The sequence below is a fragment of the Pseudomonas sp. MF7453 genome (genome assembly GCF_016405455.1).
Lineage (GTDB): Bacteria > Pseudomonadota > Gammaproteobacteria > Pseudomonadales > Pseudomonadaceae > Aquipseudomonas > Aquipseudomonas paralactis.
The window spans coordinates 308,588-323,387 of record NZ_JAEKCN010000003.1 but is presented as its reverse complement, the minus strand read 5'-3'; the positions used below and the strand labels follow the sequence as shown (position 1 = coordinate 323,387).

The 14,800-nt window shown below is 61.0% G+C and carries 14 protein-coding genes; 10 read left to right on the top strand and 4 right to left on the bottom strand.

Annotation, left to right across the window (positions count from 1 at the left end):
• Window positions 1–3 precede the first annotated feature (3 nt).
• Together JFT63_RS07325 and JFT63_RS07320 are read right to left on the bottom strand one after the other, a co-directional pair.
• Window positions 4–432 carry a DNA polymerase III subunit chi gene (locus tag JFT63_RS07325; RefSeq protein WP_057701461.1) on the bottom strand — a complete coding sequence of 143 codons (429 nt, stop codon included), beginning with the start codon at window positions 430–432 and terminating at the stop codon, window positions 4–6.
• A 146-nt stretch (window positions 433–578) separates the two neighbouring features.
• Entirely contained in the window at window positions 579–2,069 is a 1,491-nt protein-coding gene (locus tag JFT63_RS07320; protein ID WP_057701460.1) for a leucyl aminopeptidase, read from the bottom strand.
• A gap of 284 nt (window positions 2,070–2,353) precedes the next feature.
• On the opposite strand from JFT63_RS07320, the gene lptF reads away from it, so the two are divergent.
• The 10 genes from lptF (at window position 2,354) to tadA (ending at window position 12,934) form a co-directional block, all read left to right on the top strand.
• Window positions 2,354–3,472: an LPS export ABC transporter permease LptF gene (gene lptF, locus JFT63_RS07315; RefSeq protein ID WP_198843676.1), complete on the top strand. Its 1,119-nt coding sequence runs from the start codon at window positions 2,354–2,356 to the stop codon at window positions 3,470–3,472.
• Window positions 3,465–4,544, top strand: coding sequence for an LPS export ABC transporter permease LptG (gene lptG, locus JFT63_RS07310; protein ID WP_057701458.1), 1,080 nt, complete (start codon window positions 3,465–3,467; stop codon window positions 4,542–4,544). Before lptF ends, lptG begins: the two co-directional genes overlap by 8 nt.
• Window positions 4,545–4,801: 257 nt before the next feature.
• On the top strand, window positions 4,802–6,601 hold the full coding sequence (gene lepA / locus JFT63_RS07305) for a translation elongation factor 4 (protein ID WP_057701457.1): 1,800 nt from the start codon (window positions 4,802–4,804) through the stop codon (window positions 6,599–6,601).
• 5 nt (window positions 6,602–6,606) lie between these two features.
• The gene (gene lepB, locus JFT63_RS07300; protein ID WP_005785144.1) at window positions 6,607–7,461 is read left to right on the top strand and encodes a signal peptidase I; all 855 of its coding nucleotides are present in this window, start codon (window positions 6,607–6,609) and stop codon (window positions 7,459–7,461) included.
• 144 nt (window positions 7,462–7,605) lie between these two features.
• Window positions 7,606–8,295, top strand: a complete 690-nt coding sequence (rnc, locus tag JFT63_RS07295) for a ribonuclease III (RefSeq protein WP_003188856.1) — start codon at window positions 7,606–7,608, stop codon at window positions 8,293–8,295.
• Window positions 8,288–9,190 (top strand): GTPase Era, encoded by a 903-nt coding sequence (gene era / locus JFT63_RS07290; protein ID WP_005785147.1) that lies wholly within the window; start codon window positions 8,288–8,290, stop codon window positions 9,188–9,190. Before rnc ends, era begins: the two co-directional genes overlap by 8 nt.
• A gap of 154 nt (window positions 9,191–9,344) precedes the next feature.
• Window positions 9,345–10,031 (top strand): DNA repair protein RecO, encoded by a 687-nt coding sequence (gene recO / locus JFT63_RS07285; protein ID WP_057701456.1) that lies wholly within the window; start codon window positions 9,345–9,347, stop codon window positions 10,029–10,031.
• A gap of 51 nt (window positions 10,032–10,082) precedes the next feature.
• Window positions 10,083–10,826: a pyridoxine 5'-phosphate synthase gene (gene pdxJ, locus JFT63_RS07280; RefSeq protein ID WP_005785150.1), complete on the top strand. Its 744-nt coding sequence runs from the start codon at window positions 10,083–10,085 to the stop codon at window positions 10,824–10,826.
• 225 nt (window positions 10,827–11,051) lie between these two features.
• Window positions 11,052–12,434 (top strand): multicopper oxidase family protein, encoded by a 1,383-nt coding sequence (locus JFT63_RS07275; protein ID WP_198843675.1) that lies wholly within the window; start codon window positions 11,052–11,054, stop codon window positions 12,432–12,434.
• Window positions 12,434–12,934, top strand: a complete 501-nt coding sequence (gene tadA / locus JFT63_RS07270; RefSeq protein ID WP_057701453.1) for a tRNA adenosine(34) deaminase TadA — start codon at window positions 12,434–12,436, stop codon at window positions 12,932–12,934. The genes JFT63_RS07275 and tadA overlap by 1 nt, the downstream gene beginning before the upstream one ends.
• Window positions 12,935–13,070: 136 nt before the next feature.
• Here tadA and cmoB read toward each other — a convergent pair whose 3' ends face one another.
• Both cmoB and cmoA read right to left on the bottom strand, forming a co-directional pair.
• Window positions 13,071–14,027: a tRNA 5-methoxyuridine(34)/uridine 5-oxyacetic acid(34) synthase CmoB gene (gene cmoB / locus JFT63_RS07265; protein ID WP_198843674.1), complete on the bottom strand. Its 957-nt coding sequence runs from the start codon at window positions 14,025–14,027 to the stop codon at window positions 13,071–13,073.
• On the bottom strand, window positions 14,024–14,767 hold the full coding sequence (cmoA, locus tag JFT63_RS07260; RefSeq protein ID WP_186561255.1) for a carboxy-S-adenosyl-L-methionine synthase CmoA: 744 nt from the start codon (window positions 14,765–14,767) through the stop codon (window positions 14,024–14,026). The genes cmoB and cmoA overlap by 4 nt, the downstream gene beginning before the upstream one ends.
• Window positions 14,768–14,800 lie beyond the last annotated feature (33 nt).

Genomic DNA, 14,800 nt, shown 5'->3' with positions numbered 1-14,800 from the left:
GCTCTAAAGTCGTTGTAACCGGTGATCCTGCAGAGAATAGCCCTGTTCGCGATAGAAACGAAAACTCTCCCGCGCGGCCTGACGAATAGCCGGGTCTTCCACCACCACTTCCGCCACACGGGCGAACGCCTTGGCAAAGGCCGGTACTTTCAGGTCCAGATTGACCAACAGGTCATGGTGATCGCCGCAACTGTCGCCCAGGCCCAGCACTACCAGGCCTTCGGGTTCTGATTCGGCGGGGCCGTGGGGCACGAAGCTTTCGCCCTTGAAGCGCCACAGGCGCGCATCCAGCTCATCGCGTTGGGCGGCATCGCTGCAATGCAGGTAGATGCGATGGCCCATGCGCCAGGCTTTTTCGGTGAGCTTGCAGGCAAAGTCCAGGCGCGCGAGGGGATCGGCGCTGGGCAATATATAGAAGTCGACTTGGGTCATTGCAGTTCCTGGTGCTGGCCCGCGGCCTCTGTAGGAGCGAGCTTGCTCGCGAAAAACCTGAGGACACCGCGCTCATCCAGGATGGGCGCGTTATCGTTGGCGATCTTCGCGAGCAAGCTCGCTCCTACAAAGGGCGCGGGGGGCGCTTAGGCCTTGGCGCGATCCAGCAGGTATTGGGTCAGCAGGGGTACCGGACGGCCAGTTGCGCCTTTGTCCTTGCCGCCGCTGGTCCAGGCGGTGCCGGCGATGTCCAGGTGGGCCCAGTTGAAGTTCTTGGCAAAGCGCGACAGGAAGCAGGCCGCCGTGATGGTGCCGGCTTTCGGGCCGCCAATGTTGGCGATGTCGGCGAATGGGCTGTCCAGTTGTTCCTGGTACTCATCGAACAGCGGCAGTTGCCAGGCGCGGTCGTCGGCAGCCTTGCCGGCGCTGAGCAGTTGCTCGATCAGTTCGTCGTTGTTGCCCAGCAGGCCCGACGTGTGGGAACCCAAGGCAACGATGCACGCGCCGGTCAGGGTGGCGATGTCGATCACGGCCTGGGGCTTGAAGCGCTCGGCGTAGGTCAGGGCGTCGCACAGCACCAGGCGGCCTTCGGCGTCGGTGTTGAGGATTTCCACGGTCTGGCCGCTCATGGTGGTGACGATATCGCCCGGGCGGGCCGCGCCGCCGCTCGGCATGTTCTCGGCACAAGCCAGAATGCACACCAGGTTGATCGGCAGCTTGAGTTCCAGCACGGCACGCAGGGTACCGAATACGCTGGCGGCGCCGCCCATGTCGTACTTCATTTCGTCCATGCCGGCGCCCGGCTTGAGGCTGATGCCACCGGTGTCGAAAGTGATGCCTTTACCTACCAGGGCGTAAGGCTTCTCGGACTTCTTGCCGCCGTTGTATTGCATCACGATCAGGCGTGGCGGCTGGTCGCTGCCCTGGCCTACGGCATAGAACGAGCCCATGCCCAGGTCCTTGATCTTCTTCTCGTCCAGCACTTCAACCTTCAAGCCCTTGAACTCTTTGCCCAATGCCTTGGCCTGTTCGCCCAGGAATGTCGGGTGGCAGATGTTCGGCGGCAGGTTGCCCAGGTCGCGAGTGAACGACATGCCGTTAGCGATGGCCTGGGCGTGGGTCACGGCGCGCTGAACTTCAGCCTGAGCGGCCTTGATGGTCAGCAGGGTGATTTTTTTCAGGGCGCGCGGTTCGGCCTTCTGGCTCTTGAACTGGTCAAAAACATAACCGCCGTCCAGCAGCGACTCGGCCAACAGGCGGGTCTTGCCGTAGCTGTCACGGCCCTTGACCACGATTTCGTCGAGTGCCAGTGCCGCATCGCTGCCGCCCAGGCCCTTGAGGGTGGTGAGAATGCCGCTGATGATCTTGCGCAGCGTACGGTCGCCCAGTTCGGCGTCCTTGCCCACGCCCACCAGCAATACGCGCTCGGCCTTGAGGTTGGGCAGGCTCTGCAGCAGCAGGCTCTGGCCGACTTTGCCGGCCAGGTCGCCGCGCTTGAGGATCGCGCTGATCGCGCCGCCGCTCAGTTCGTCCAGTTGCTTGGCGGCGACGCCGAGTGTGCGGCCTTCGCCGACAGCGACCACGAGGGTGGCGGTTTTCAACGTTTCGGGGCTAACGCTTTTTACAACCAATTCCATGTTCGGGTCCCTTATCAAGGTCTGTGAGCCTGGAGTTTGTACTCAGGCTTGAAGCTCGGCAGCTTGGTAAACCGCCTGCGGGCAAAGGCCGCAGTTTGAACCTCGCCGACGGAGCCTGACAACCCTTGGCGCACGCTTTGTGCGTGCGCATGAGTAAGCTCCGTGACAGGCGCGGTCAATCACAGGATAATGCGCCATCTTTTCAGCCGGCCCGTGGTAAACGGGTCGACTTGGTATGCTTGCTTGTTTGGCCGCCTTAGCCTGACAACCCTGGAGTGTCTGGTTTGATCGTCTTCCGTTATCTGTCCCGCGAAGTCCTGTTGACCCTGAGTGCCGTGAGTGCGGTGTTGCTGGTCATCATCATGAGTGGTCGTTTCGTCAAGTTCCTGGCTCAAGCCGCCGCAGGCGCACTGGACCCAGGCTCGTTGTTCTTGATCATGGGCTACCGGATGCCCGGGATGCTGCAGCTGATCCTGCCATTGGGCCTGTTTCTCGGCATATTGCTGGCCTATGGCCGGTTGTACCTTGAAAGCGAAATGACCGTGCTGTCGGCCACCGGCATGAGCCAGCAGCGGTTGCTGGCCATGACCATGGTGCCCGCCGCCGGTGTTGCCCTGGTGGTGGCCTGGTTGAGCATGAGCCTGGCGCCCCAGGGGGCCATGCAATTCCAATTGCTGCTGAACAAGCAGGATGCCATGACCGAGTTCGACACCCTTGAGCCCGGACGCTTCCAGTCGCTCAGCGACGGTTCACGGGTGACCTACACCGAAACCATGACTGACGACCGTTCCAACCTTGGCGGCGTGTTCATCTCCCAGAAGAACCTCGGTCAAAACCAGAAGGATCGGGGTATTTCGATCCTGGTGGCCGACAGCGGTCGCCAGGAAATCCGCCCCGACGGCAACCGCTACCTGATCCTGGAAAACGGCTACCGCTACGACGGCAGCCCGGGTTTGGCGGACTACCGGGCGATCAAGTACGACACCTATGGCGTCATGCTGCCCAAGCCCGAGATCAGCGGCGAGGTCACCGACCGCGACGCCCTGCCGACCGCATCGCTGTTCGGCAGCCAGGAACTGCGCTCCATCGCCGAGCTGCAATGGCGTTTGTCCCTGCCGCTGCTGGTATTTATCGTGACCCTGATGGCCGTGCCGCTGTCGCGCGTCAACCCGCGCCAGGGGCGTTTCCTCAAGCTGCTGCCGGCGATCCTGCTGTATATGGCCTACCTGACCATCCTGATTTCTGCCCGTGGCTCCCTGGAGAAAGGCAAGTTGCCGCCAGCCCTTGGCCTGTGGTGGGTGCACGGGGTTTTCCTGATGATCGGCCTGGGGCTGCTCTATTGGGAACCTATCCGTTTGAAAATGAAGAGCCGTCGTGGCCAGAAGGAGTTGGCCCGTGGCTAAGCTTGATCGCTACATTGGCAGCAGCGTACTGATCGCCATCCTGGCGGTACTGGGCATCATCCTCGGCCTGGCCTTGCTGTTTGCCTTCATTGATGAAGTCGGCAACGTCACCGACACCTATACGGTCACGGATGTGCTGAGCTACGTGGCGCTGACTGCGCCGCGCCGTCTCTACGACATGATGCCGATGGCGGCGCTGATCGGTTGCCTGATCGGCCTGGGCACCCTGGCCAGCAACAGCGAACTGACCATCATGCGCGCCGCTGGCGTATCCATTGGTCGTATCGTCTGGGCGGTGATGAAGCCGATGCTGCTGCTGATGGCGTGCAGCGTGCTGATCGGCGAATACGTTGCGCCCCCGGCCGAAGCCACTGCCCAGGCCAATCGCGCCCTGGCCCAAGGCTCGGGCGATGCGCAAAGCGCCAAGCACGGCTTGTGGCACCGCCAGGGTGATGAGTTTATCCACATCAACGCCGTACAACCGGGCGGCCTGTTGATCGGTGTCACGCGCTATACCTTCGATAAAGAGCGGCACATGCTGTCTTCCAGCTTCGCCAAGCGCGCGCAATACAATGCCGAGCAATGGCAGTTGAGCGACGTCACCACTACCTACTTCCGCAATGTGGGCCAAGGCACCAAGGCCAGCACCGAAGTGGTCAATGTACCGACCGAACAGTGGGATATCGCCCTGAAGCCGGAACTGCTCAACACCGTGGTGATGGTCCCCGAAGCGCTGCCGATCTCCGGTTTGTGGAGCTACATTCATTACCTCAAGGAGCAGGGCCTGAACAACGGCCGCTACTGGCTGGCGTTCTGGGTGAAAGTCCTGCAACCGGTAGTCACCGCTGCATTGGTGTTGATGGCGATTTCCTTCATCTTCGGGCCGCTGCGCTCCGTAACCCTGGGCCAGCGGGTATTTACCGGTGTGCTGGTGGGCTTTACCTTCCGCATCGCCCAGGATTTGCTCGGGCCGTCGAGTTTGGTGTTCGGTTTCTCGCCGCTGTTTGCGGTGCTGGTGCCGACGACCATCTGCGCCGTGGCCGGGTTCTGGTTGCTGCGTCGGGCCGGTTGAAGCCACGCTCGCAAAATGCCAGCCACTGTAGGAGCGAGCTTGCTCGCGAAAATCCGCGAAACGCTGCGTTCATCCAGGATGAACGCGTTATCGTTGGCGATCTTCGCGAGCAAGCTCGCTCCTGCAGTTTTAAGCCCCATTAAAATGGGGCTTTTTTGTATTGGTCAGCAAAGATGACGTCTGGCCCGAGCATCAGGTACAATTCCCGGCTATTTTTCAGCGGGCAATCTGCCTGCAGCCTTTTTGAGTGTTGATCCGTGAGTGATTTGAGTCATATCCGCAATTTCTCCATCATCGCCCACATTGACCATGGCAAGTCGACGCTGGCCGATCGGTTTATCCAGATGTGCGGCGGCCTTGCCGAACGTGAAATGGAGGCCCAGGTCCTGGATTCCATGGACCTTGAGCGCGAGCGCGGGATCACCATCAAGGCCCACAGCGTTACCCTGTATTACACCGCCAAAGACGGTATCAAGTACCAGCTGAACTTCATTGACACCCCGGGCCACGTAGACTTTACCTATGAAGTCAGCCGGTCCCTGGCGGCCTGCGAAGGTGCGTTGCTGGTGGTGGATGCGGGCCAGGGCGTTGAAGCCCAGTCCGTTGCAAACTGCTACACCGCCATCGAGCAAGGCCTGGAAGTCATGCCGGTGCTGAACAAGATCGACCTGCCTCAGGCCGACCCGGACCGTGTAAAAGAAGAAATCGAAAAAATCATCGGTATTGACGCCACCGACGCCGTCGAGTGCAGCGCCAAGACCGGCCTGGGCGTCGACGAAGTGCTCGAACGCCTGGTCAAGACCATCCCTGCGCCCACCGGCAACTACGAAGATCCGCTGCAAGCGTTGATCATCGATTCCTGGTTCGACAACTACCTGGGCGTTGTCTCCCTGGTACGCGTGCGTCAAGGCCGCGTGAAGAAGGGCGACAAGATCCTGGTCAAGTCCACCGGCAAGATCCACCTGGTGGACAGCGTCGGTGTGTTCAACCCCAAGCACACCGCTACTACTGATCTGAAAGCCGGCGAAGTAGGCTTCATCATCGCCGGTATCAAGGACATCCACGGTGCGCCAGTGGGTGACACCCTGACCCTGAGCTCCACTCCTGACGTGGCGATGCTGCCGGGCTTCAAACGCATCCAGCCGCAGGTCTACGCTGGCCTGTTCCCGGTCAGCTCCGACGACTTCGAAGACTTCCGTGAAGCGCTGCAGAAGCTGACTCTCAACGACTCGTCGTTGCAGTACACCCCGGAAAGTTCCGACGCCCTGGGCTTCGGTTTCCGTTGCGGGTTCCTGGGCATGCTGCACATGGAAATCATCCAGGAGCGCCTGGAGCGCGAATACGACCTGGACCTGATTACCACGGCACCCACGGTTATTTTTGAGCTGGCGCTGAAAACCGGTGAAACGATTTACGTCGACAACCCGTCCAAGCTCCCGGATCTGTCTTCCATCGAAGACATGCGCGAGCCGATTGTGCGCGCCAATATTCTTGTGCCGCAGGAACACCTGGGCAACGTAATTACCTTGTGTATCGAAAAGCGTGGCGTACAGCACGACATGCTGTTCCTCGGTACCCAGGTGCAAGTGACCTACGATTTGCCGATGAACGAAGTGGTTCTGGACTTCTTCGACCGTCTCAAATCCACCAGTCGCGGCTATGCTTCGCTGGATTACCATTTCGACCGTTATCAATCGGCTAATCTGGTGAAACTGGATGTGTTGATCAACGGCGACAAGGTCGATGCCCTGGCACTGATCGTGCACAAGGACAACGCGCATTACAAAGGTCGCCAGTTGACCGAGAAGATGAAAGAACTGATTCCGCGCCAGATGTTCGACGTTGCGATCCAGGCCGCCATTGGCGGGCAGATCATTGCGCGGACTTCCGTCAAGGCTCTCAGAAAGAACGTACTGGCCAAATGCTACGGCGGTGACGTAAGCCGTAAGCGCAAGCTGCTTGAGAAGCAAAAGGCCGGTAAAAAACGCATGAAGCAAGTGGGCAACGTGGAAATTCCACAAGAAGCCTTCCTTGCGGTGCTCAGGTTGGATAGTTAGGTCCTATGTCACTAAATTTCCCGCTGTTGCTGGTCATCGCCGTTGCCGTTTGCGGCCTCCTGGCGTTGCTCGATCTGGTGTTCTTCGCCCCGCGTCGGCGGTCGGCCATTGCTTCCTATCAGGGCAGCGTCAGCCAGCCCGATGCGGTGGTGGTCGAGAAGCTGAACAAAGAGCCCTTGCTGGTTGAATACGGCAAGTCGTTCTTCCCGGTGTTGTTCATCGTGTTGGTGCTGCGTTCGTTCCTGGTGGAGCCGTTTCAGATCCCTTCGGGGTCGATGAAGCCAACCCTGGACGTGGGCGACTTCATTCTCGTGAACAAGTTTTCCTACGGGATCCGCTTGCCGGTGATCGACAAGAAAGTCATCGAGATCGGTGACCCGCAGCGCGGCGATGTGATGGTGTTCCGCTACCCAAGCGACCCGAACGTCAACTACATCAAGCGTGTAGTCGGCCTGCCGGGCGATGTGGTGCGCTACACCAGCGACAAACGCCTGTTCATCAACGGTGAGTCGGTGGCCGAGAAGCTGCTGGGCGCCGAGCCGAACACCCTGGGCAGCGCCGAGCTGTACCAGGAGAAACTCGGTGCGGTAGAGCACGAAATCCGCAAGGAAATGAGCCGCTACCGCGCGATGCCTGATGGCCAGTGGAAAGTACCCGCCGGGCACTACTTCATGATGGGCGACAACCGCGACAACTCCAACGACAGCCGTTACTGGGATGACCCCAACATTCCCAAGGACCTGCTGGGCATGGTGCCCGACGAGAACATCGTCGGCAAAGCCTTCGCGGTCTGGATGAGTTGGCCGGAGCCCAAGCTCAGCCACCTGCCGAACTTCTCGCGGGTCGGGCTGATCAAGTAATACAAGCGGCGCTGTGAACACAGCGCCGAATGCTTTTCTGGGGCTTGGACATTTTCCGATGCCCGGTACCCATCAGGATTTGAATTTGAACACTGCGTCAATCGTCGATGGCCGCCGGTGCCATCAACTAGATATGGATAAACCGTGACCGTTTCTCTAAGTCGTCTCGAGCGCCAGCTCGGCTACACCTTCAAGGACCAGGAATTGATGGTCCTTGCCCTCACACACCGCAGCTTTGCAGGGCGCAATAACGAGCGCCTGGAATTTCTCGGTGACGCTATCCTCAATTTTGCCGCCGGCGAGGCGCTGTTCGAGCGTTTCCCTCAAGCGCGCGAAGGCCAGTTGTCGCGCCTGCGCGCACGTCTTGTGAAAGGCGAAACCCTGGCCGTGCTGGCCCGAGGTTTCGGCCTGGGCGAGTACCTGCGGCTGGGTTCCGGTGAGTTGAAAAGCGGCGGTTTCCGTCGCGAGTCAATCCTGGCTGATGCCCTGGAAGCCTTGATCGGTGCGATCTACCTCGATGCCGGGATGGAGACTGCCAAGGAGCGCGTTGTCGCCTGGCTGGCCTCGGAAATCGAAAGCCTGACGCTGGTAGACACCAACAAGGATCCCAAGACCCGTCTGCAAGAGTATCTGCAGTCCCGCGGTTGCGAACTGCCACGCTACGAAGTGGTGGATATCCAGGGCGAACCGCATTGCCGCGTGTTCTTCGTGGAATGTGAAATCACCTTATTGAACGAAAAAAGCCGAGGTCAGGGTGTGAGCCGTCGTATTGCCGAACAGGTAGCGGCCGCTGCAGCACTGATTGCCCTGGGCGTGGAGAATGGCCATGACTGATTCAACCGCAACACGCTGTGGCTATGTTGCCATCGTCGGCCGCCCGAACGTGGGCAAGTCCACGCTGCTCAACCACATCCTCGGCCAGAAGCTTGCGATCACCTCGCGCAAGCCTCAGACCACCCGCCACAACATGCTGGGTATCAAGACCGAAGGCAACGTGCAGGCGGTGTATGTCGATACCCCGGGTATGCACAAAGGTGGCGAGAAAGCCCTGAACCGTTACATGAACAAGACCGCTTCGGCGGCGTTGAAAGACGTCGACGTGGTGATCTTCGTGGTCGACCGCACCAAGTGGACCGACGAAGACCAGATGGTTCTTGAGCGTGTGCAGTACGTCACCGGCCCCTTGATCGTCGCGTTGAACAAGACCGACCGCATCGAAGACAAAGCCGAGCTGATGCCGCACCTGACCTGGTTGCAGGAACAACTGCCGAACGCCCAGATCATGCCGATCTCGGCTCAGCACGGCCACAACCTCGAAGCTCTGGAGCGCGTGATCGCCGGTTACCTGCCGGAAAACGAGCATTTCTTCCCGGAAGACCAGATCACCGACCGCAGCAGCCGCTTCCTCGCCGCCGAACTGGTACGCGAGAAAATCATGCGCCAGATGGGCGCCGAGCTGCCGTACCAGATCACCGTCGAAATCGAAGAGTTCAAGCAGCAGGGCAAGACCTTGCACATTCATGCGCTGATCCTCGTCGAACGTGACGGCCAGAAGAAAATCATCATTGGCGACAAGGGCGAGCGCATCAAGCGCATCGGCACCGAAGCGCGCAAGGACATGGAGCTGCTGTTTGACTCCAAGATCATGCTTAACCTGTGGGTGAAGGTTAAGGGTGGCTGGTCCGATGATGAGCGTGCGTTGCGCTCCCTGGGCTATGGCGACCTGTAACGGGTCTCGAACACACTGCAAAACCTTGTGGGAGCGGGCTTGCCCGCGATGAGGATGTAACATTCAGCAGAGATGTTGACTGTGACGCCGCCATCGCGGGCAAGCCCGCTCCCACATTGGATCGACGCTGTTTCACGTTCTGCGAGAGAGCCTCATGTCCGCCTCCCCCCCCAGCCAACTCGCCTACGTCCTGCACAGCCGCGCCTATCGCGAGACCAGCGCTTTGGTGGACTTCCTCACGCCCCAAGGCCGCCTGCGTGCGGTGCTGCGCAGCGCGCGGGGCAAGGCGGGTACCCTGGCGCGGCCTTTTGTGGCCCTGGATGTGGAGTTTCGTGGCAAGGGCGAGTTGAAGAACGTCGGTCGTCTGGAAAGCGTCGGCACCTCTGCCTGGCTCAACGGCGATGCCTTGTTCAGCGGCCTCTACCTCAATGAACTGCTGATCCGCCTGCTGCCCGCCGAAGATCCGCACCCGGCGGTCTTCGATCACTACGCTGCCACCTTGCTGGCCCTTGCTGAAGGCCGTCCGCTGGAGCCGCTGCTGCGCGCTTTCGAATGGCGCTTGCTCGACGACCTGGGCTATGGCTTTGAATTGCACAACGACCTGCACGGTGATCCTGTGGCCGCCGACGGCATGTACCGCCTGCAAGTGGATGCGGGCCTTGAGCGCGTGTACCTGTTGCAGCCGGGTCTGTTTCAGGGCACCGAACTGCTGGCCATGAGTGACGCGGATTGGAGCGCGCCGGGCGCCTTGTCCGCCGCCAAGCGCTTGATGCGCCAGGCCCTGGCCGTGCACCTGGGCGGGCGGCCGCTGGTCAGTCGCGAGTTGTTTCGAAAGCCCTGACATCCCCGTGTATGCTGTGCACCGATTCTTTCCCTTTTCAGGAGCGCTTCCGTGACCACCAGCAATCGCATTCTTCTTGGCGTCAACATCGACCACGTCGCCACCCTGCGCCAGGCCCGGGGCACCCGTTACCCCGACCCGGTCAAGGCCGCGCTGGACGCCGAAGAAGCGGGCGCCGACGGCATCACCGTGCACCTGCGCGAAGACCGCCGCCACATCCAGGAGCGCGATGTGTTGCTGCTCAAGGACGTGCTGCAAACCCGCATGAACTTCGAAATGGGCGTCACCGAAGAAATGATGGCGTTCGCCGAGCGCATTCGCCCGGCGCATATCTGCCTGGTGCCCGAAACTCGTCAGGAGCTGACCACCGAGGGCGGCCTCGACGTCGCCGGCCAGGAAGCGCGGATCAAGGCCGCGGTGGAGCGCCTGTCGAAGATCGGCAGTGAAGTCTCGTTGTTCATCGACGCCGACGAGCGCCAGATCGAAGCCTCGCGCCGTGTGGGCGCCCCGGCGATCGAGCTGCACACTGGTCGTTATGCCGATGCAACCACCCCGACCGAAGTGGCCGACGAGCTGCAACGCATCATCGACGGCGTGAATTGCGGGCTCAACGAAGGCTTGATCGTCAATGCCGGCCATGGCTTGCATTACCACAACGTCGAAGCCGTGGCTGCGATCAAGGGCATCAACGAACTGAACATCGGCCATGCGCTGGTCGCGCACGCGCTTTTCGTCGGTTTCAAAGGCGCCGTGGCCGAGATGAAAGCCCTGATTCTGGCCGCTGCCAAGCACTGATAAACAATGAAGATCATTGTGGGAGCTGGCTTGCCTGCGATAGCGGAGTGTCAGTTGACGCATTCGTAGCTGGCCCACTGCAATCGCAGGCAAGCCAGCTCCCACATGATGAGTCGTCGGCGTTTTTGGCATGCGGCAATGCGAAGCCTTACTGTTTAGCCGACGCAGGTGTATCGTATCAGCCCTTTGCGGGCCCTTGGCCTGCGGCAGATACGCGAGGTTGTTGTGTCCCGATCCTTTTCCCGTCGACAAATCCTGGGTGGTCTTGCTGGCCTGGCCGTAGTAGGCGTCGGTGCCGGTGGTGGCTACCGCTACTGGCTGGGGAAAGTCGCTGAGTCCGAGGCGGGGCACGATTACGAGCTGATCGCCGCGCCCCTGGACGTAGAGTTGGTGCCGGGGCACAAAACCCCAGCCTGGGCATTCGGCCCTTCGGCACCGGGCACCGAGTTGCGGGTGCGCCAAGGCGAATGGCTGCGGGTGCGCTTCATCAACCATCTGCCGGTCGCCACCACCATCCACTGGCACGGCATCCGCCTGCCGCTGGAGATGGACGGCGTGCCCTACGTCTCGCAATTGCCCGTGCTGCCTGGCGAATACTTCGACTATAAATTCCGCGTGCCCGATGCCGGCAGCTACTGGTATCACCCTCACGTGAGCAGCAGCGAAGAACTGGGCCGTGGCCTGGTTGGCCCGTTGATCGTGGAAGAGCGTGAACCCACCGGTTTCAAATACGAACGGACCTTGAGCCTGAAGAACTGGCACATCGACGAAGAGGGCGCGTTTGTCGAGTTCAGCATCCCCCGTGAAGCGGCACGTGGCGGCACTGCCGGGCGCCTCTCCACTATCAATGGCGTGCCCCAGGCGGTCATCGACCTGCCAGCCGGGCAAATCACTCGCGTGCGTTTGCTCAACCTCGACAACACCCTGACCTATCGCCTCAACATCCCCGGCGTCGAAGCGCAGATCTACGCGCTGGACGGCAACCCCATCGAGCCGCGCCCGCTGGGCAAGGAATACTGGCTGGGCCCGGGGATGCGCATCTGCCTGGCAATCAAGGCGCCGCCAGCGGGTGAAGAGCTGTCGATCCGCAACGGCCCGGTGCGCCTGGGCACCTTCCGTTCGGTGGCCAATACCGACGCGCCCACCGAATGGCCCCCGGCATTGCCGGCCAACCCGGTCGCCGAGCCGGACCTGGCCAATGCCGAGAAACTCAACTTCAATTTCGAATGGGTCGGTTCGGTGTCGGTCAATGTCGAAAACGGCAAGCCGCCGAGCCTGTGGCAGATCAACGGCCAGGCCTGGGACATCACCGACAAGACCTGCGCCGACCGCCCGATTGCCAGGCTTGAGAAGGGCAAGAGCTACATTTTTGAACTGAAGAACATGACCCAGTACCAGCACCCGATCCACCTGCACGGCATGAGCTTCAAGGTGATCGCGTCGAACCGCCACAAGGTCATCCCGTATTTCACCGACACCTACCTGCTGGGCAAGAACGAACGCGCCCGCGTGGCGTTGGTGGCGGATAACCCGGGGGTGTGGATGTTCCATTGCCATGTGATCGATCATATGGAAACCGGCCTGATGGCCGCGATTGAGGTGGCGTGATGCGCCAGATTCGCCCCACCGCGATTATCGACCGCAGCCGCGACCAGGACTTTATGCGCGAAGCGCTGGCCCTGGCCGCCCAAGGCGCTGCGCTTGGCGAAGTGCCGGTGGGCGCGGTGCTGGTGCAGGACGGTGCAATCATCGGCCGCGGCTTCAACTGCCCAATCAGCGGCAACGACCCCAGCGCCCATGCCGAAATGGTCGCGATCCGCGCTGCCGCCCAGGCGATCAGCAATTATCGCCTGCCGGGCAGCACCCTCTATGTGACGTTGGAACCGTGCAGCATGTGCGCGGGGTTGATCGTGCATTCGCGGATTGCGCGGGTGGTGTACGGCGCACTGGAGCCCAAGGCCGGGATTGTGCAGAGCCAGGGGCAGTTTTTTACCCAGGGCTTTCTGAATCATCGGGTGTTGTTTGAAGGCGGGGTATTAGCCGAGGAGTGTGGGGCTGTCCTGAGCGAGTTCTTCAAAGCCCGACGAGCCAAGCCACCTTCTAACTGACACTGAGAAACCACTGTGGGAGCTGGCTTGCCTGCGATCGCGGTGTATCAGCCACTGAGCCGTTGGCTGACAGATAGCTATCGCAGGCAAGCCAGCTCCCACCTTTGATCTTCATTTTTTCAGGACGAGAGGGGGGTCATTTGCGAGCGATGATCACCGCCCGCATCGGCGCCGGCAGCCCTTCAATGGTCTTGCTGTGATCCTCAGGGTCCAGGAAGTCACTCAGCGACTGATACTTCATCCACTCGGTCCCGCGCTGTTCCTCAACCGTGGTCACGCTCACATCCACGCACCGCACCTCACTGAACCCGGCGCGGCGCAGCCACAGCATCAACGCCGGCACCGAGGGCAGGAACCACACGTTACGCATCTGTGCATAACGGTCTTCCGGTACCAGCACCTGCTGCTGATCGCCTTCCACCACCAGGGTTTCCAGGACCAGCTCGCCGCCCTTGACCAGGGTGTCTTTGAGCGCCAGCAAGTGCTCGATCGGCGAGCGGCGATGGTAGAACACGCCCATGGAGAACACCGTGTCGAAGCCTTCCAGATTGGCCGGCAAGTCTTCGAACGGGAACGGCAGGTGCCAGGCCCTGGGTTCGGACAGGTAACGCTGCACCGCCTGGAACTGGCAGAAGAACAACCAGTTTGGGTCCACGCCGATCACGCTGTCGGCCCCCGCGCCGAGCATACGCCACATGTAGTAGCCGTTGCCGCAGCCCACATCAAGGATGCGTTTGCCCTTCAAGTTCAAGTGCGGTGCTACCCGCGACCACTTCCAGTCCGAACGCCATTCGGTGTCCACATGCACGCCGAACAGGTGGAACGGACCTTTGCGCCAGGGGCTCAGGCCCATCAGTGCCGTGTGCATCTGTGCGCGGGTTTGGTCGTCGCAGTCGGTGTCCAGCACCAGGCCGTTCAACAGGTCGACTTCGCTGGGCTGGATCTTCGGCAGCGCGTCCAAGGCACTCTGCCAACGCTCCAGGTCGCCATGACCTTTTTCCATCTTGCTGTCGAGCTGCGCTTGCAGGCCCTGGGCCCATACGGCCAAAGGAGTGCCGACCAGGTGGCGGGCGAGGGGAGACAAATCAATCATGGCAAGGCAATCAACGAGGCAAAGTTAAGACACTGGAACCACGGCACGACTTTCGAGAACCCGGCCGCCAGCAGGCGTTCGCGGTGTTCTTCGAGGCTGTCGGGCTTCATGACGTTTTCGATGGCGCTGCGCTTCTGGGCGATTTCCAGTTCGCTGTAGCCGTTGGCGCGCTTGAAGGCGATATGCAGGTCGGTCAGCAGCGCGTGCTCCTCGCTGTCGTTGAAGCGCAGCTTCTCCGAAAGGATCAACGCACCGCCTGGCAGCAAGGCCTGGCGGATACGTCCGAGTAAGGCCAGGCGTTCATCGGGAGCGATAAATTGCAGGGTGAAGTTCAGCGCCACGACCGAGGCGGGCGCAAATTGCAGCGCGAGGATATCGCCCTCGATGACCTCGACCGGCAGCAACTCCTGGAACATCGAGTCCTGGCCGTTGAGGTATTCGCGGCAGCGCTCGACCATCGCCGCCGAGTTATCTACCGCGATCACCCGGCAGCCATCGGTGCGCACATGGCGGCGCAAGGCCTGGGTCACGGCGCCCAGGGACGAGCCCAGGTCATACAGCACACTACCGGGCTGGGCAAATTGCGCGGCCAGCACGCCCAGGTTCTCGACGATGGTCGGGTAACCCGGCACCGAACGCTTGATCATGTCCGGGAACACCCGCACCACATCCTCGTTAAAGGCGAAGTCCGGCACCTGGGGCAGGGGCTGGGCGAATAGGCGATCGGGTTCTTTGCTCACGGTTGTTCCGGCGACGAGGGGGAAAGGCCGGCA